We start from the raw sequence: 17,211 nt of genomic DNA, 5'->3' as shown, positions 1-17,211 counted from the left end.
GATCTTATTTTTGCATTATGACTTTGTACAAACACTTATTTGCTGCTTCATTTTTTACTCTTTCCATATTTGTTGCCTGCAATCCGAAACAAACAGATTCAGTCAAAAATGCGGAGCCGGTTAAAGATTTTGTTTTTGGCGACAACCGGCCCTTTCCGCAATGTCATGCTTCAACCTTAGTGCGTTTGAAAGACGGGCAATTTCTTGTGGCATGGTTTGGCGGTACGGAAGAGAAAAATCCTGATGTGGGGATCTGGCTTTCAAAAGGACGTCCGGGGCATTGGGGTGCACCGGTTGAAGTGGCGAAAATAAGAGAAGATGCGCATTGGAATCCGGTTCTGCAAAACGCACCTGACGGTACGGTTTATTTATATTTCAAAGTTGGGAAAACGATTCCTTACTGGGAGACCTGGGTAAAAAAATCGTCCGACGGGGGAAAAACCTGGTCGGAAGCTTATGAGCTTGTTCCGGGTGATAAAGGTGGAAGAGGTCCTGTAAAAGATAAACTGATCGAACTTTCTAACGGAACCTGGCTTGCCGGAGCTTCCAATGAGTTTAAACGCTGGGAAGTTTTTGTTGACAGAAGTGAGGATAAAGGGAAAACCTGGATAGCTTCATCCCATTTAAAACTTGATACAACAGAGATAAAAGGAAAAGGCGCGATTCAGCCGACGCTTTGGGAAACCAAGCCAGGGAAAGTACATATGTTAGTCCGTACAACAGGAGGAATGATTGGCCGCAGTGATTCGGAAGATTATGGAAAAACCTGGTCTACTATCGTCAGCTCTAAACTTCCTAATCCTAATAGTGGTATTGATGTGACAAAAGTGAAAGATGGTACATTGGTTTTGGCTTACAATCCGGATGCGAAAGACTGGGGTTCACGTTCACCGTTATCTCTTGGTTTATCATTTGATAATGGTAAAACCTGGCCTGATAAAATTGACATCGAAACCGGTAAAAAAACGGATGAATTCTCTTATCCGGCCATTATCAGCTGGGGAGATTCCGTGGCAGTAAGTTATACCTGGAACAGACAAAAAATTGCTGTCTGGCTGGGAACAAAGAATGATATCAAGAAAATGGCTGCTGCCAAGAAATGAAATAAATTCGATCATTAATTGTATTTTATGGTGACATATTGTTTATATTAGATTGATATCTCTGATTTGATATAAATAATAGCCATGAAAATAATTACTACTCTAATCGGCTGTGCGACTTTGATGTTGTGCAGCTGCTCACCTTATTATTACGCTCCCAATAAAGGAAATATCCCTAATATGAGGGAAAAAAATGATGTCCGTATTGATGCAGGTTTCAGTGTCGGTCTGGTCAGTGCGGGTGCGGATTTGCAGTTTGCATATGCACCGATTGATCATTTGGGCGTCATGGTCAATGGAGCATTTTCGAAAACTCAGAATTATTCAAAAAATAACGATACTGAAAGCCAATATCTCGAAGCAGGATTGGGCTATTTTACAAAATTTGAGGACAACAGAAAATGGCTTTTTGAAGTTTACGGTGGTGGTGGAAAGGGTAATTACAGCATTTGGTACAATGATTACCAGACTTCAAAAATTGATATGAATAAATATTTCATCCAGCCTTCACTGAGTTATACACATCTTTATAAAAATCTCGAATTTGGGATCGCGTCGAAATTTTCTGGTGTCAATTACGATCTGAAAAGTTTTACAGTGGTTGACGACATGTATCATTCTAATGTTAGAAGGATACAGAATCTTGTAAATCGTCCTATGCTTTTATTTTGGGAACCAACTTTTCGTTTTAGCGGTGGTTTCAAAAATATGAAAGCTTATGTCAGTTATACTCCATCGGTAGATATTCTTCAAACAGGTACGGATAGAGAGGTTGTTAACGTTAGTATGGGCTTACGGTTTACGCTCAACGCCTCCCGGAAAAAACAAATCTTAAATCGTTAGTCATTTTCAATTTTGAATATACATTATCTCCATTCAAAATAATTGGCAACGTTCCCGATAACGATTGCATTAAAATACTCTCGATAATTGCATTTTACAGATTATTTATTGACTAATATACAGTGCGAATTCATGTTTTGAGAAGAAACTGAGTCTCCGGTTTATTAGTAAATTTCAATAATCAGTGAAAAATGACAGGATATAACACCGCCCGTGCTAACCTGGGAACCCAGCGTTTCGTTTTCAAAGACGTTTATTTTAATGAACGTGAAAACGACTTTCAAATGAAGTTTGACCGGAATGACAAAATGCCGAAATACAAGCAAATCGTGCAGTCGATCCTGACTGATATTGAAAGGGGGATTTTAAAAAAAGGGACGCAATTACCTTCCATCAGTGAGTTAAGTGTGGATTATCTGCTGGCGCGTGATACTGTGGAAAAGGCGTACCGGGAACTGCGGAATCAGGGATATATTACTTCGGTACAGGGGAAAGGATATTATGTGCAATCCGGTCAGGATAAAAAAATAAAGATTCTTTTGGTCTTCAATAAACTCAGTTCTTACAAGAAAATAATTTATTATTCCTTTATTAAGGCTTTGGGGGATAATGTGGTTGTAGATCTTGAAATCCATCATTACAGCGTAAAACGTTTCAGGGAGATCATCGAAAAAAATCTCGGACAGTATAATCATTATGTAATCATGCCTCATTTTGACCAGACCGAGGAAGAGGATTACATGGACATTTTAAAAAATATTCCGTCATCACAATTGGTATTGCTTGATCGCGAAATTCCTGAATTAACGCAGCCTGTATCCAGTATTTATCAAAGTTTTGATAAGGATATTTTTGGCGCGTTGGAAAATGCGAATGATCTGATGGCTAAATACCAGCGCATGGTTCTGGTATTTCCGTTTGATGGAAATTATCCGAAAGAAATCGTGAGTGGTTTTCGGAATTACTGTATCAATTACCACAAAGATTTTGAAGTCCTGGAAAGCGTTCATGGAGAAAATCTCCTTCCGGGTACTGCCTATATAGTCGTTGAGGAAAATGATCTGGCCGAACTTGTAAAAAAGACAAGACAATCATCCTATGAAATGGGAACGGAAGTTGGTGTGATTTCTTTTAATGAAACCACACTGAAAGAATTGCTTGGAATCACTGTCATTACCACAGATTTTGAAAATATGGGTCGCACCGCCGCAGCTTTGATTTTGAACAAAGAGCAGATCAAAGTGAAAAATCCGTTTTTTATGATCCGTCGCGGTTCACTTTAATCCTGACTATTGCATTTTGTAAATCTCGCTTCCGGCAAGCAAAAAGCATCCTAATCCGTAATCTTCAAAATCGGGTTTACTGGTATAGGTTACGGGTTGTCCGTCTTTTGGCTCTTTGCCGGTGCCCTGTACGAATCCCAGAAAACCATCTTCGTGGAGTGATTCCGTTTGCAGTGCGTTCCAGGATTTTACAATAGCCGGATTGTATGTTTTATTTTTGACTAAACCGTTATTAATTGCCCAGGCCATTCCGTAAATAAACAACGCGGTTCCGCTCAATTCTTTTCCGCCAAAATCAGTTGGATCTGTCAAACTTACATTCCAGTAACCGTCCGCACGTTGCAGTGGAGCCACTGCGGCCAACATATCAAGCAGCATTTTTTCATATTCAGAGCGATGAGGTGCAGTTTTTGGCATGATATCCAACACTCGGACAAGTGCAGCAACAATCCATCCATTCCCGCGCGACCAATAACAATTTTTGCCGGCAGGAGTTTTGTAAGGAGGCAAAAAGTCCTTATCCCTCCACTATAATTTTTCTTCCGGATTGTACAAACCCGTTCCGCCTTCTTTGGTTTTTGTATGTGTGTAAAGCGCATACATTTTTTCAAAATAACGGTCGTCTTTGTAGATAGTACCCAGTTTAGCATAAACAGGTATAGCCATTTGCAAAGCATCAATCCAGGTCCAGTCGCTGACTTTTTCTGAATTAACCATGAGATCTATGGAAGCCTTGATATCTTTAATCCGCTCTTCTTTTTTATCGATCAGGTAAAGATCAATGTAAGTTTGACCGCAGCATTGGTCGTCACCATTTCGGGTTTGAATACCATTTCTTAATCCCCATTTATGATTTTCACCCCAGGAAACTGCGTAATCGTAATAGCTTTTTTGTGGATCTATGTTATAAAGTGCCATCAAACCTTCGTAATAAACGGCCCGTGTCCATATATTACTTGGACGTTCACGGTTTGTAATAATGGATTTTCCGGTATCAGGCCACTTTTTCACAAAGTAGTCATTAGCAAGTCTGAGCGACTTCAGGAGGTCTTTTTTATCAATTTTAGCAGAATCAGATTCTGATGCCCAAACATTGGATAATGCACTTCCCGTAAGTAATATTCCCAGAACTTTACGTCTTTCCATAATTGAAAATTATTAAAATTGACGGACAATGTAATTTATCCGGACGTAAAATTAGGTGAGGCATTTGATAAACCTTCCTGCTCTCTCCTGTGAGATTAAAATCCCATCAATTCCAGATCAAAAGTTTCCGTCATCTCTACCCGCTTGCCCATTTTTTTCTGGATAATTTTCCAATGATGCGCATCTTCCGGAATGATCAGGGAAATGGCCTCGCCGGTTGCTTCGGCGCGCCCTGTGCGGCCTATACGGTGGATATAATCTTTTGGCGAACGGGGCAATTCAAAGTTGATAACGTAGGGTAAAAACTGGATATCAATACCTCTGGAAACCAAATCCGTCGCGACCATAACGGTCAGTTTTCCGGATTTAAATTTATTCAAAACCTCAGTTCTTGCACCCTGGCTTTTCTTGCTGTGCATTGCAGCTGCCTGAATTCCGTTTTTTGATAACTTTTCAACAAGATTATCTGCCGTTCTGGTTGAAGAAACAAAAACAAGAACCTGCTTCATTTCCCCCTTTTTAATTAGGTAACGCAACAACGGGCCTTTTCTTTCCGGGTCAACGAAATAGCCGCTTTGTTTGATCAGATCAAGATTTTGCTCTTCTTCCTCAATTTCAATTGTAACCGGATTTCTCAGAATACTTTTATGGATTTTTTCAACTTCATCACCCAACGTTGCAGAAAACAAAATGCTCTGACGCTTTTTGGGAAGAAGAAAAAAGATATCCTTCATTTCATCCGCAAAGCCCAGATTTAGCATTTTATCCGCTTCATCCAAAACCAGAATTTCTGTTTCTGTAATGTTCAGTGCTTTTGAAGATAATAAATCCAGTAATCTTCCGGGGGTAGCGATCAAAATTTCAACGCCTTGCAAAGCCATCATCTGTGGATTAATGGAAACGCCGCCATATACAGCCAGAGACTTTACTTTTCTCGGCATTTTTTCTCCAAAAGTTTGAAATACTACACCAATCTGAACGGCAAGTTCTCTGGTTGGTACTAAAACCAGTGCGGTAATAAAACGGTTTTTGGGAGCGCTTTTGGTCTGAAACATTTCGAGAATCGGCAAAACAAAACTTGCGGTTTTCCCCGAACCTGTTTTAGCGATTCCCAAAATATCCTTTCCCGCCAGAATTGCCGGAATTGCTTCCTGCTGAATCGGATACGGTTGAGTATAATTTTGTTCTGCTATGGTTTTTAATAAAGGTTCGGATAAACCGAGCGTTTTGAAAGACATATGATTTTTGTATTGTTAAGATAAAAGGCTGCAAAGGCCGGTGCAAATATACCAATAAGCCAGCTACCATCTTTGGATACCTCGAAAATCATCGTTTTGAGAATATACTAAACCATTGAAAACCAATATCAATCAGACATTACTTTCCTGAAACCATGGTACTAAATCGTAGAGATTTTTTAGAAAAATTAGGTTTTGGCGCCCTTTCGATCGGGCTGATCAGTCAGCTTCCTATGTCATCCTGGGCGGCCAAAGTTCCGGGATTACAATTGCCAAGAAGTTTGCCGGAAGCACAAGGTGTCGCGTCTTCGGGAATTCTGGATTTTGTAAATGCGGTTGAAACAGATAAGCTGAATTTGCATAGTATCATGGTGGTGCGCCATGGAAATGTAGTGGCAGAAGGCTGGTGGGGACCTTATGCACCGGATTTGAAACATACGCTTTATTCGCTGAGCAAAAGTTTTACGTCAACGGCAGTTGGTCTGGCGGTTGCGGAAGGAAAATTAAAAGTAGAAGATAAAGTGGTTTCTTTCTTTCCAAAGGATGTTCCTGCAACAATCAGTGCAAATCTGGCTGCGATGCGTGTGAAGGATTTATTGACCATGTCAACCGGTCATGATACGGACAGCACACCATCTTTGAGAAATTCGGCAGAAACCAATTGGGTGAAAAGTTTTCTTGCGTTACCGGTAGACCATGAGCCTGGGTCATTTTTTGTTTATAACAGCGGCGCGACTTATATGTTATCTGCCATTGTTCAAAAATTAACCGGACAAACAGTTTTGGCATATTTAACGCCAAGACTGTTTAAACCATTAAATATTGAAGGCGCAGATTGGGAAGTAGATCCAGGCGGAATTAATACCGGCGGCTGGGGTTTGCGTTTAAAAACGGAGGATATCGCCAAATTCGGGCAATTGTACTTGCAGAAAGGTATCTGGAACGGGAAACGCATAATTGCAGAAGACTGGATAAAAGATGCTACCAGTTTTGAAGTTCAGTCGAAAGGTGGATCCCGGAAAAAAGAAGAAAATGACTGGCTTCAAGGGTATGGATATCAATTCTGGCGTTGCAGACATGATGGATATCGTGGCGATGGAGCTTACGGTCAGTATTGCATTGTTTTACCCAAAGAGGATCTTGTTATAGCCATCACCAGTGAAACAGGTGATATGCAGGGGATTTTGGATCAGGTCTGGAATCATATTTTGCCTGGGGTGAAAAGTGCAGCACTACCCGCCGACAAACAGGTTACCGGACAATTAAAACAAAAACTAGCGACACTTGCCGTGCCTTTGGAAAAGGGAAAATCAACTTCGCAACTGGCTAGTACGATAAGCGGTAAAAGTTTTGGTATAGTAGAAAATTCCCTGGCCGTTAGTGCCGTTTCATTGACTTTCAAAGAAGATGGCTGCGATTTTAAAATGAAAGACGCACAGGGCGAACATGTGATCAGCTGTGGAATTAATAAGTGGAAAATCGGCACTACCGATTTAAATATTGTTCCTCTGAAACTTACAGCAACGATTATTCCGGGTGAGACAAAAACAAAAATTGCTGCAAGCGGTGCCTGGACGGATGATAAAACTTTCGAAATGACCTGGCGTTTTATTGAATCTGCGCATTATGAAGTCGTAAAATGCCGGTTTGATGAAGGAGGAATTGAAACAGAATTTATGCGTAGTCTGGCGATACTGGGGAAAACGAAAGACGTAAGACCTGTTTTGAAAGGAAAATTAATGAGTTGATTTGTTAATATATCGTTGGCATTATTATTTGGTGCATTAAAAGCATCGGCCGGAATCATGGCTGATGCTTTTGTTTTTTAAGACATAAAACTGACTTATGAAAAAGATTCACTTTATAACGCTCTGCACACTTGCGGGAGTTATATTATTTACCTACTCCGTTTGCTACTAAATCTGTCGAAAAAAAACCGGAAGATTTTTTAACTGGTTTTATTGAAAATGAAGATAAAGTTTACGGTCGTCCTGTTGGAATTGCTGTTTTGGAAGATGGTTCATTGTTGGTGAATGATGATTCAGGAAACACAATCTGGAGGGTAAGTGCCAAATAAGGAATTAGCTTTGAGGAATAAAATAGATTGGCCCGATTCTGATGAATCGGGCTTTTTTTTAACAAATGCCGTAGGCACGGCCTACATTGTAGCCAGGGAATTTATTCCCTGGAAAATTTATTTTCTGGGCAACGAAATTCAATCATCCACCAATTCAAAAATATTTCTCCTCGAATTCTTGCATTATAATACCAATCGGTATATTTTTACAGTGTTATTCTTGAAGCGATTACAAAACCAAATATTTCAAAATTCAGGGCTGACATTATTTTTTGAATCTATATATACCGATCAGTATATAACTAAAATTAATAAAAATGAAAACGATAAATAATACGGTTTTAATCACAGGCGGAAGTGCAGGAATTGGTTTTGAAATTGCCAAATTGTTGTCAGAAAAAGGAAACAAAGTAATTATAACGGGAAGAGACGAAACAAGACTGAAAAATGCTTTATCGAAACTGCCGGATGTGGTAGGATTTGCTTATGATGTCACAATAGAGGAAGATGTGGATAAGTTGATTGAAACGTTGACAAAAGATTTCCCAACACTTAACATGGTGATCAATAATGCAGGAAAAGCTAATCTTTCCAAGCTGGCAGAAAAAGCAGATATTTTCCAAAAAGCAGGAGAAGAAATGCTTACAAACTATCTTTCGATACTTCGGATTAATGAAAAATTACTTTCATTGCTGGGTGCACAGAAAGAAGCGGCGATTGTTAATGTTTCCAGCATTGTAGCTTTTGTGCCAAATCATGTGATGGCAACGTACGGAGCTACAAAAGCAGCTTTACATTCTTATAGCCAGTCGCTTAGGATTGCTTTGGCTAAATCGACAAGTATCAAAGTTTTTGAATTAATGCCGCCTTTGGTTAACACCGATTTTTCTCAGGAAATCGGAGGAGCCAATGGAATATCGCCAGTTATTGTAGCAGAAGATTTGATCAATGCACTGGAAACTGACACCTATGAAATCCATGTAGGAAGAACTGCTCAGATCTTTGAATTATTTCACGCATCACCGGCAGAAGCTTTGGCAGCAATGAATCCAAATTAATTATCATTTTTAACAAATAAAAAATCCATCAGATTCAGTAGTTGAGCTTAATCAAACCTGGCTGAATCTGACGGATTTTTATTGCAAAATAATTTTATTCTTCTGTAGTAATGGTATGATCAACCAAAGCTGAAAGCACTTCCACGACGCCATTTTCATCATTACTTTTGGCAATAAACCGGGCGACGTTTTTGATATCCGGATGCGCGTTAGCCATCGCATAAGAATAATAGCCTTTTTGAAGCATTTCAAGATCATTGAAATAATCGCCAAAAACCATAGTTTCTTCAAAAGTCACGCCAAATTTCGCCTGCAAAACTTCCATTGCCTTTCCCTTATTGGCTTGTTTGTGAGAAATATCCAGCCAGATAGGCCCGGAAACTTTTACTTGAAGTGTGTCCTGCAAATATTTATAATGTGGATAACTATTACCTTCTGAACCAGCCAGATCGCATAATGTAAATTTCAGAAACTGGTCGTCCTTTACTTTTAACAGATCTTCAACAACTTCATATCTCTCAAAATATAATTTCAGGTGATCGATAAATTCCGGTTCATTGCTTTCTACGTACGCTTTTTTCTTGCCACAAATGACCGCGTAAGTTCCGCCGATACTTCTGGATTTAACGATAAGATCTTTCACGATCTGATGATCCATATCCTGAACATGAATTTCTTCGTTTTGATAAACAACATAACTCCCATTTTCCGCAGCAAAAATGACCTCGTCTTTTACTTCATCCAGCGTTTTCAAAAGATTGTAATATTGTCTACCGCTTGCTGCGACAAAAATGATTCCCTGATCCTTTAATTTTCTGAAAACAGGCAAAAAAGAATCACTTAACTCATGCTTCGAATTGAGAAGCGTACCATCCATATCGGTTGCAACCAGCTTAATATCTGACATTTTGATGTTTTTACTGAATCAATAGTTTATACAAAGAACGGTCACAGGAATAAATAATTCCCAATATGGATTAACTATTTGTGACTGAAATTTGATTTATCCGGCTTTGTGAAGAGAATTTACAAAGCACCAGCGGATTTATTCTGGGATATAGTCTAAATTCCCGACTGGATCGAGTCGGGAAGGATAGCTTTAAACAGATTCGTATTCAACTTTTGAAGGCTGAATTGTGGATTTTGATGCTTCTAATATTTCGATTCCGGCTAGTTGTCCATCAGCAGTATAATCAAGAATTACGCCTTTTTTATCAATATCTGATTCTGCAATTGCCAAGTCACTCAACTTGATATATAAAATATCGGTTTCTTTATCGTATTTAACTTTCATTGATATTTTGAAAATTTAGACGTTCGATAAGCTGTTTTAATCAAGTTAGGTATTTTGTTTGAATTAACGTTAATTTTCAATTATCATTTTTCAGATCTCCAATCATAATTTTCAACCCTTGTTTGCATGGAATTTTCTGTTTTGTAGACAAACTGAATTCGACCCACGAAAGTGCTATCAGGATGTACATTCGCCAGAACGGGTATAAATTTTGATTTGAGATTATTGTAATCAGAGTCATTGCTCAACAGATTATCATCAAGGTTCACGATAACTGAGATAAATTTGAGGTCTTCCCCTTCAATCTTGTCGTAAACTTTGCTATCAGATTTGATGTGTAAACTGTCCGAGATTACTTTATCTAAATTCGTGCTTTCCGCTTGGTTGAAAGATTCCTTAACATATTGAATCGTTTTGGGTTTAAAAGATTCATTTAATACAATAAACGGATAAGAAACTGCGATCATAATGCCGTACGCCAGAATGACACTCAGCCCTAATTTTGAATAATCTGGTTTATATGCGCTCTCATTTTCAAAGGGTACAACTTTTGTCCCTGCTACAAAATCACCAATTCTGCGGCTCGGGCTTATAATCGTTACTACAAGCTCAATTGGCCATAAAACACAGAAAATATTTCTTACCATGCACTTTACCGGACTGGCGGGTAGTCCATCTGAATTGTTAACTACTTGTGTTTTTAAGATTCTTTTTCCAGGACTTCTGGCGTCTATCGCATCCTTACAAAAATAGAGTGCAAATCCAATCAAGGAAAAAAAGAAAAAGTTTCCACCAAAAACGTCAATATCTTGCTGATCGTGAGATGTTTCAAAGGCGTTAGAAAAGGTTGAAATCATGGCCGGAATACTAAACGATACGGCTATCATTGACATAATAAAGTGATCCAAAAGCATGGATGCCAAGCGAGATCCGGCACTTACAGTAGAAGGGTTTTGCATCGAATTTAGGGTTGGTATTAATTAAAATTACAAGAAGGGTCGCTAATGTATATTGCATTTCCGGCAATATACAAGACTGCCTTGATAAAATTTTATCAAGGCAGTCTTGTATATTATCAATATCCTCTCACCACTTCTCCAACCCCAACAATTTCTTCCCCAATTCCGACAATTCAGCCGTTTCATATTTCGTTTTTTCCCAATTTCTAGGATCGCCCGGAAATGCATAACCTTCCGGTGCTTGTCTTTCTTTCCAGGAGTTTATACGCCATTGACGCAATTCTTCATCTTCTTCCTGTGCTGGCATCATTGCAATGTATTGAGCCAGCCGTACTTTATTTGCACTGCGATTTGCCCGGATACCGTGTGGCTGTGCGCTATTAAAAATCAACAAATCGCCTGCGTTCATTTTTACTTTAACCAATTCAAAACCAGTTGTATCCGGTTTGAAATGATTGCGGTCTTCGGGCTGGGTTAATTTCCAGGTATCATAAGTCCTGAACAATTCAGGAATACATTGAAAACCACCCATATTTTCATCGTCCTGGTTTGCCAAAGCCAAAACTCCCTGTACATTTTGTGGCTTTGTTTCCGGATCATAATCCCAGTGGATAAAACCTTTGTAATCAAAACCAGGCCTTAACGGAACATTGAGATTTGCACGATCAATTGTTACCCACAATTTTTCTGTGCCCCAAATATCTGTAAATGCCTGATGTACTTTCGGGAACTGACGATTGTTCCACATCAACTGATGATTATAAACTTCAACCATTCCGGTATTCGTCAGTTCTTTCATCTGCATTTCTGCACGCGGCGGCGCATACCAGGTTTCCTGATCGTTTGGATCTTTTTCTTCAAATTCCCAAAGAAAATCAGCAAGCTTTTTCACCTGCTCTTTTGGAACGGCATCCTTAATCACAATGTATCCGTTCGTTACCCAGAATTGCCAATCTTCTTCGGTCAATAGCCCAAGAGGTTTTCCATTACTTCGATCGTTCAGTTTGATGTTACTTGATTTCGCAGTGGAAGGATTTCCTGGAATGTCTTTATGCACGTTGGCAGGCGCCATCGTTGGAGCCATAGTTTGATGTTCCATTTGAGATGATATTTTTGCGTGATTTAATAGGACAAAGTTACTTTACTTAACGGCTTAGCTTCAACTGCTCCAATATCCAGTATTTGCTCTCTATTGATATTTTTAATAGATTAAATTCTCAAAAGAGCAAAGAGTAGTCGAAAAGTAACTAATTTGAGTATCGATTATCGTTAATCAAGACAGTTCGAGCTACCTAACGGCTAACCGCTAAAAGCCAACAGCTAACAATGAAAATCATTCGTGAAGAAATCGCACCTGATGAAGGAAGTTCCTTTAAAGTCCTGCTAACGCCCGGATTGAATGATACTTTTCTATGGCATTTTCATCCGGAATATGAAATTGTTTATGTAGAAGGAACAAGCGGAACTCGCCACGTCGGCGACCATACTTCGATTTATGAAGGCAGCGATCTTGTATTTATTGGTCCAAATATTCCGCATTTGAACTTTGATTACGGAGTAAGGACAGAATGTGAGCAGGTAATTATTCAAATGAAAGAAAATTTCCTCGGAAAGGATTTTCTGGAAATTCCTGAATTTGCAGCGATCAAAAGGCTATTTGGTCAATCTCATTTCGGGCTTTCTTTTGCCGGTTCAACCAAACAAATTGTAGGTGAAAAGTTAAAAATTTTACCACATCTTGATCACTTCGATCAGCTTATGTCTCTATTACAAATTTTAAGAATACTGGCAACTTCCGACCAGGTAAGCGTTTTGAACAATACGCCGGCTGGAAATAAATCGCTGCAAAAAGAACAGTTCCGGATGGATTCGATCTATAAGTATGTTGAAACACATTTCGATCAAAAACCTGATGTTAATTTTATCGCAGAACAGGTTAACCTTACCACGGCAGCTTTTTGCAGGTTTTTCAAGAAAAATGTGAAAATGACTTTTACTGATTTTGTAAATCAATATCGTATCAATCAGGCGAAAAATTATTTGTTGCAGGATAAAACAGTTTCAGAAACCTGCTTTGCGGTTGGTTTTGAGAGTTTGTCTTATTTCAACAAATTGTTTAAAAAAGTTGAAGGTGAAAATCCTTCAGAATTCAAGAAAAGGTATTTGAAATAAATATCAATAAAGAGTTTAACTATCTTTCGGCTCCCTTCGAAGCCACCTGAAATTATTGATGTTTTCAAAATTTGGCGAGACAATTCCAGGGAACTCCTACGGAGTTTGGCCTCAGCAAGCTCCTACGTTCCGGCTATAAACAGGTAACGGCTAAGCCGTCTTGGAGCTTCGAAATTTGTGGTTAGCAATTGTAATTCTTTGGCGTTTAATTTTTCTGAATCAACAAAATTCGATTTATCCGGCTCCTTCGGAGCCACCTGTTTATAGAAAAACGCTAATGTGGATGTGTTTCCTGGCTCCCGTGGAGCCACCTGGAATTATTGATGTTTTCAAAATTTGGCGAGACAATTCCAGGGAACTCCTACGGAGTTTGGCCTCAGCAAGCTCCTACATTCCAGCTATAAACAGGTGACGGCTAAGCCGTCTTGCAGCTTCGACATTTATAGCTTGAAATTAGGAATATTAGGAGCTACTAATTTATAAAATCAAATCACCTTTTTTCTCAAAAAGGCTTACCTGTAAATCGGGTAAGCCTCAACTATATTATGCAACAACAGCCATTTTATTTTGAAGATATTCGCTAATTTCCTTCACCGTTTGCAGCTTGGGATAATCTTCATCAGGAATAGACACTTTGAACTGATCTTCCATTTGTAATATCAAATCGACCGTGTCAAGGCTATCAAGTCCAAGATCACGTGAAAGATTTGCGTCGTCTGTGATGGACTGAAACGGAAGGCCGGAATTCGTTGCCAGTAATGTCCTGATTTGCTCTTTCATAGGAAAATCTTTTGTTTATGATAATATGGAATACGGATGATTCTCCCTTTTTGTGGCAACCGCATTCTTTATTTAATCATTTTTATTGGTTTCAGGTATTCATTGGGCGTTAACTCTCTTATTCATCATTTTTTCAACAATCTTAATAACCATTTTTCTAGGTAAGAATTTGGGAATCAGCGATTGTAAATTATTACCCATTCCGTTAACCTTACAATTTTGTCCTTGTATGAATGCCTGAATTCCTTCTTTTGCTACTGTTTCGGCAGATTCGGCATACATTTTACTGGTATCCGCACCTGCAACTTCCTGGAATCCCGTAGCTGTATTGCCCGGACAAAGTGCGGTTACCGTAATTCCTCGTTTATAATATTCACCATATAACGCTTCGGAGAAAGATAAAACAAAAGCCTTACTGGCAGCATACGTGGCAATATAAGGACAGGGTTGAAAGGCGCCGGTGGAGGCAACATTGATAATTCCGCCTTCTCCCTTTGCCAGCATTTCAGGAAGGAATAAATGACTGAGTTTTACCACGGCGTTGATATTCACTTCAAGCATGTTTTCATAGGTTGGAATCGTTTCTTCCAGAAAATTACCCCATTTCCCGAAACCGGCATTATTGATCAGTAAATCCACTGAAAGCTGGTTTTCTCTTACAAATTGATAAAGTTTGTCGGGAGTTTCTTTTTGAGACAGATCGCATGCTACGACGTACGTTTTAACTCTAAATTTTTTCGAAATTATATTCGCCTCCTGATTTAGTTTTTCTGTGGATCTGGCCGTAAGAATTATATTCATCCCCATTTCAGCTAATGCGTGTGCAAAAGCCAATCCAATTCCTGATGACGCACCGGTAACAAATGCTGTTTTTCCTTTTAAATTTTTCATTGTGCTGCTTTAATTATTTTGCTTCACAAAAGTAAAAAGGGACTTTTCAGCGCTACTTGACAAATGTTAGGAAATGATCTGTCGGCGAATTCTGCTTAGTGACTCCGGTTTGATGCCTATAAAAGAGGCGATATATTGCAAAGGTACATTCCGGATAATATCGGGTTGTTTGAGAATCAGTTTTTGATAACGCTGCTCGGCATTCAGTACTAGCATGTCCCGGGTTCTTTGTTCATTATAGTTGAGTGAATGCTCCGTTACAACTCTTGCAAATTCGCCCCATTTTTGACCTTGCCGGTATAAATAGTCCAGATTTTTCTTGTCAATTCTTAAAAGCTCGCAATCGGTGATGCATTGCAGGTTAATCGTGGATGGGGTTTTTTCAATAAAGCTGGTGAAGGAAGTTATAAAGCCAGGCGGACAATTGATGTTGGTAGTAACCTCGTTTCCATCTTCAAAATAAAATAATCTTAGAAAACCTTTGTTGATAAAATACAGAAATTCCGCAGGTTTTCCCTGAGGTTCCAGAATTTCTCCCCGGCTTCCTGAAAACGGTTCGAAAAGTTCGTGCACTAAATCGTTATCCCGGTCATTAATGGTTATAATCGAGCTGATCAGATTAAGTAGTCTGGCATATTCCATATTATTTTTATAACAATTATAAGGTTATTCAATGACGGAAAAGTAACATTCAAGGATTAAATTGGTTGTTGAAACAATATTCCTAATTTAGAAACATAAACCAAAACCATAAGATTACAAAGCATGAAAAAACTATCCGGGCTATCACTGGGATTACTTCTGATTACCTCCGCTTTGACACAGGCGCAAACGAAAGATCCTGTTGTGGAAGGAATTGTAAAAGAAGCAACTGAAAATTCACAACTGGAAAAACTGGCGCACGAATTACTTGACGTAATCGGGCCGCGCCTCGTAGGTTCACCACAAATGCAGCAGGCAAATGACTGGGCAGTAGCGAAATACAAGGAATGGAGCATTCCTGCTAAAAATGAAAAATGGGGCGAGTGGAGAGGCTGGGAAAGAGGCGCTTCGCATATTGATATGGTTTTCCCGCGGGTGAAATCTTTGGAAGGAACGCAGTTGGCATGGAGTCCGTCGACAGCCGGAAAAACAGTAACTGCAGAGGTTATTATCATTCCGGATCTGGCTGATTCTGTTGCTTTTGCAAAGTGGCTTCCTTCGGTTAAAGGCAAATTTGTAATGACAAGTATGTTGCAGCCAACAGGCCGTCCTGACTACAACTGGCAGGAATTTGCGACCAAAGAATCGTTTGACAAAATGAAAAAAGAACGTGATGCACAGACGGAGGCCTGGACAAAACGTATTGCTAAAACCGGATACACAGGACGTACATTGCCGGCAGCTTTGGAAAAAGCAGGAGCAGCAGGTGTCGTTGGTTCGCTTTGGTCTAAGGGGTTTGGCGTGAATAAAATTTTCGGTGCATCTACTAAAAAAATACCAACGGTTGACATTGCGCTAGAAGATTACGCTTTGTTATATCGTTTGGCAGAATCGGGTCATACGCCGAAAATAAGCGTAAAAGCCGATTCAAAAGAAAACGGTTTGGTGCCGACTTTCAATACCATTGCTGAAATTAAAGGAAGCACAAATCCTGAGGAATATGTAATTCTTTCTGCGCATTTTGATTCATGGGATGGCGGTACCGGAGCAACGGATAACGGAACCGGAACTTTGACGATGATGGAAGCGATGCGCATTTTGAAAAAAGTATATCCAAATCCAAAGAGAACAATTTTGGTTGGACATTGGGGAAGTGAAGAACAAGGCTTGAACGGTTCACGTGCTTTTGTTGAGGATCATCCTGAAATTATTAAAAACATTCAGGCCGTTTTCAATCAGGATAATGGCACAGGACGTGTTGTAAATTTATCAGGACAAGGATTTTTGAATGCTTATGATTATTTGACGCGTTGGTTGTCCAAAGTTCCTGAAGCGATCAAAGCGCCGATTGAAACCAGATTTCCAGGTGCTCCGGGCGGAGGCGGATCTGACTTTGCTTCGTTCGTGGCGGCTGGTGCTCCTGCATTTTCGTTAAGCTCATTAAACTGGTCTTACGGGACATACACATGGCACACAAACCGTGATACCTACGATAAAATCGTTTTTGATGATGTTCGCAGCAATGCAATTTTAGCTGCAATTATGGCATATCAGGCGAGTGAAGATCCTGCGAAAACTTCCCGTGAAAAAAGTGTTCTTCCTTCAAATTCAAAAGGAGAACCGGGTGTTTGGCCTGCGGTTAAGAGTCCTACGCGGAAAGGCGGCGTGGAATAATTGTTAACTGTTAATGGTTAAGGGTTAATGATTGGCTCGGCGGAATAACTA

At 39.5% G+C, this 17,211-nt stretch carries 15 protein-coding genes and 2 pseudogenes; 8 read left to right on the top strand and 9 right to left on the bottom strand.

Translation table 11 applies throughout. The annotated features are described in order from the left end of the window. Window positions 1-17 precede the first annotated feature (17 nt). The 3 genes from FDK13_RS12755 (at window position 18) to FDK13_RS12745 (ending at window position 3,229) form a co-directional block, all read left to right on the top strand. On the top strand, window positions 18-1,103 hold the full coding sequence (locus FDK13_RS12755; RefSeq protein ID WP_137340373.1) for a sialidase family protein: 1,086 nt from the start codon (window positions 18-20) through the stop codon (window positions 1,101-1,103). Window positions 1,104-1,187: 84 nt separating this feature from the next. Next, window positions 1,188-1,946, top strand: a complete 759-nt coding sequence (locus FDK13_RS12750; RefSeq protein ID WP_137340372.1) for a hypothetical protein — start codon at window positions 1,188-1,190, stop codon at window positions 1,944-1,946. A 191-nt stretch (window positions 1,947-2,137) separates the two neighbouring features. Continuing rightward, window positions 2,138-3,229, top strand: coding sequence for a GntR family transcriptional regulator (locus tag FDK13_RS12745; protein ID WP_137340371.1), 1,092 nt, complete (start codon window positions 2,138-2,140; stop codon window positions 3,227-3,229). Between the two features lie 6 nt (window positions 3,230-3,235). Here FDK13_RS12745 and FDK13_RS12740 read toward each other — a convergent pair. Both FDK13_RS12740 and FDK13_RS12735 read right to left on the bottom strand, forming a co-directional pair. Continuing rightward, window positions 3,236-4,375, bottom strand: a pseudogene (locus tag FDK13_RS12740) (glycoside hydrolase family 88/105 protein). Window positions 4,376-4,470: 95 nt separating this feature from the next. Beyond that, complete coding sequence (locus FDK13_RS12735) at window positions 4,471-5,613, bottom strand: DEAD/DEAH box helicase (RefSeq protein ID WP_137340370.1); 1,143 nt, start codon at window positions 5,611-5,613, stop codon at window positions 4,471-4,473. Window positions 5,614-5,768: 155 nt separating this feature from the next. Between FDK13_RS12735 and FDK13_RS12730 the strand changes: the two genes are divergently transcribed. The 3 genes and pseudogenes from FDK13_RS12730 (at window position 5,769) to FDK13_RS12720 (ending at window position 8,748) form a co-directional block, all read left to right on the top strand. Beyond that, entirely contained in the window at window positions 5,769-7,361 is a 1,593-nt protein-coding gene (locus tag FDK13_RS12730; protein WP_137340369.1) for a serine hydrolase domain-containing protein, read from the top strand. 185 nt (window positions 7,362-7,546) lie between these two features. Beyond that, a pseudogene (locus FDK13_RS12725) lies at window positions 7,547-7,690 on the top strand (PQQ-dependent sugar dehydrogenase); the annotation flags it as partial. Window positions 7,691-8,007: 317 nt separating this feature from the next. Further along, entirely contained in the window at window positions 8,008-8,748 is a 741-nt protein-coding gene (locus FDK13_RS12720) for an SDR family oxidoreductase (RefSeq protein ID WP_137340368.1), read from the top strand. A 94-nt stretch (window positions 8,749-8,842) separates the two neighbouring features. Here the strand turns inward: FDK13_RS12720 and FDK13_RS12715 are convergent, their stop codons facing one another. From FDK13_RS12715 to FDK13_RS12700, 4 genes are all read right to left on the bottom strand, one after another. Then, window positions 8,843-9,655: an HAD family hydrolase gene (locus FDK13_RS12715; protein WP_170982789.1), complete on the bottom strand. Its 813-nt coding sequence runs from the start codon at window positions 9,653-9,655 to the stop codon at window positions 8,843-8,845. A gap of 192 nt (window positions 9,656-9,847) precedes the next feature. Further along, complete coding sequence (locus FDK13_RS12710; protein WP_137340366.1) at window positions 9,848-10,042, bottom strand: DUF2283 domain-containing protein; 195 nt, start codon at window positions 10,040-10,042, stop codon at window positions 9,848-9,850. Window positions 10,043-10,125: 83 nt separating this feature from the next. Then, window positions 10,126-11,001: an RDD family protein gene (locus FDK13_RS12705; protein WP_137340365.1), complete on the bottom strand. Its 876-nt coding sequence runs from the start codon at window positions 10,999-11,001 to the stop codon at window positions 10,126-10,128. A gap of 127 nt (window positions 11,002-11,128) precedes the next feature. After that, complete coding sequence (locus FDK13_RS12700) at window positions 11,129-12,100, bottom strand: phytanoyl-CoA dioxygenase family protein (protein WP_137340364.1); 972 nt, start codon at window positions 12,098-12,100, stop codon at window positions 11,129-11,131. A gap of 227 nt (window positions 12,101-12,327) precedes the next feature. Between FDK13_RS12700 and FDK13_RS12695 the strand changes: the two genes are divergently transcribed. Next, window positions 12,328-13,173, top strand: a complete 846-nt coding sequence (locus FDK13_RS12695; protein WP_137340363.1) for an AraC family transcriptional regulator — start codon at window positions 12,328-12,330, stop codon at window positions 13,171-13,173. Window positions 13,174-13,716: 543 nt separating this feature from the next. On the opposite strand, the gene FDK13_RS12690 is transcribed toward FDK13_RS12695, so the two are convergent. The 3 genes from FDK13_RS12690 to FDK13_RS12680 form a co-directional block, all read right to left on the bottom strand. After that, window positions 13,717-13,953: an acyl carrier protein gene (locus FDK13_RS12690; RefSeq protein WP_137340362.1), complete on the bottom strand. Its 237-nt coding sequence runs from the start codon at window positions 13,951-13,953 to the stop codon at window positions 13,717-13,719. A 99-nt stretch (window positions 13,954-14,052) separates the two neighbouring features. Beyond that, window positions 14,053-14,844, bottom strand: a complete 792-nt coding sequence (locus FDK13_RS12685) for an SDR family NAD(P)-dependent oxidoreductase (RefSeq protein ID WP_137340361.1) — start codon at window positions 14,842-14,844, stop codon at window positions 14,053-14,055. 66 nt (window positions 14,845-14,910) lie between these two features. After that, window positions 14,911-15,486: a Crp/Fnr family transcriptional regulator gene (locus tag FDK13_RS12680; RefSeq protein WP_137340360.1), complete on the bottom strand. Its 576-nt coding sequence runs from the start codon at window positions 15,484-15,486 to the stop codon at window positions 14,911-14,913. Window positions 15,487-15,609: 123 nt separating this feature from the next. Here FDK13_RS12680 and FDK13_RS12675 point away from each other — a divergent pair, with 123 nt between their 5' ends. Further along, a complete protein-coding gene (locus FDK13_RS12675; protein WP_137340359.1) occupies window positions 15,610-17,160 on the top strand; it encodes a M20/M25/M40 family metallo-hydrolase in 1,551 nt (516 codons plus the stop codon). Window positions 17,161-17,211: the final 51 nt, after the last annotated feature.

Origin of the sequence: Dyadobacter frigoris (assembly GCF_005280585.1) — a bacterium.
Classification (GTDB): Bacteria; Bacteroidota; Bacteroidia; order Cytophagales; family Spirosomataceae; genus Dyadobacter; species Dyadobacter frigoris.
Note: the sequence above shows the minus strand (reverse complement) of the source record. Positions and strands in the feature narration are given on the sequence as shown.

Coding starts and splice junctions, on each gene's coding strand:
- FDK13_RS12755 (WP_137340373.1), top strand. CDS start 18: ATGACTTTGTACAAACACTTATTTGCTGCTTCATTTTTTACTCTTTCC.
- FDK13_RS12750 (WP_137340372.1), top strand. CDS start 1,188: ATGAAAATAATTACTACTCTAATCGGCTGTGCGACTTTGATGTTGTGC.
- FDK13_RS12745 (WP_137340371.1), top strand. CDS start 2,138: ATGACAGGATATAACACCGCCCGTGCTAACCTGGGAACCCAGCGTTTC.
- FDK13_RS12735 (WP_137340370.1), bottom strand. CDS start 5,613: ATGTCTTTCAAAACGCTCGGTTTATCCGAACCTTTATTAAAAACCATA.
- FDK13_RS12730 (WP_137340369.1), top strand. CDS start 5,769: ATGGTACTAAATCGTAGAGATTTTTTAGAAAAATTAGGTTTTGGCGCC.
- FDK13_RS12720 (WP_137340368.1), top strand. CDS start 8,008: ATGAAAACGATAAATAATACGGTTTTAATCACAGGCGGAAGTGCAGGA.
- FDK13_RS12715 (WP_170982789.1), bottom strand. CDS start 9,655: ATGTCAGATATTAAGCTGGTTGCAACCGATATGGATGGTACGCTTCTC.
- FDK13_RS12710 (WP_137340366.1), bottom strand. CDS start 10,042: ATGAAAGTTAAATACGATAAAGAAACCGATATTTTATATATCAAGTTG.
- FDK13_RS12705 (WP_137340365.1), bottom strand. CDS start 11,001: ATGCAAAACCCTTCTACTGTAAGTGCCGGATCTCGCTTGGCATCCATG.
- FDK13_RS12700 (WP_137340364.1), bottom strand. CDS start 12,100: ATGGAACATCAAACTATGGCTCCAACGATGGCGCCTGCCAACGTGCAT.
- FDK13_RS12695 (WP_137340363.1), top strand. CDS start 12,328: ATGAAAATCATTCGTGAAGAAATCGCACCTGATGAAGGAAGTTCCTTT.
- FDK13_RS12690 (WP_137340362.1), bottom strand. CDS start 13,953: ATGAAAGAGCAAATCAGGACATTACTGGCAACGAATTCCGGCCTTCCG.
- FDK13_RS12685 (WP_137340361.1), bottom strand. CDS start 14,844: ATGAAAAATTTAAAAGGAAAAACAGCATTTGTTACCGGTGCGTCATCA.
- FDK13_RS12680 (WP_137340360.1), bottom strand. CDS start 15,486: ATGGAATATGCCAGACTACTTAATCTGATCAGCTCGATTATAACCATT.
- FDK13_RS12675 (WP_137340359.1), top strand. CDS start 15,610: ATGAAAAAACTATCCGGGCTATCACTGGGATTACTTCTGATTACCTCC.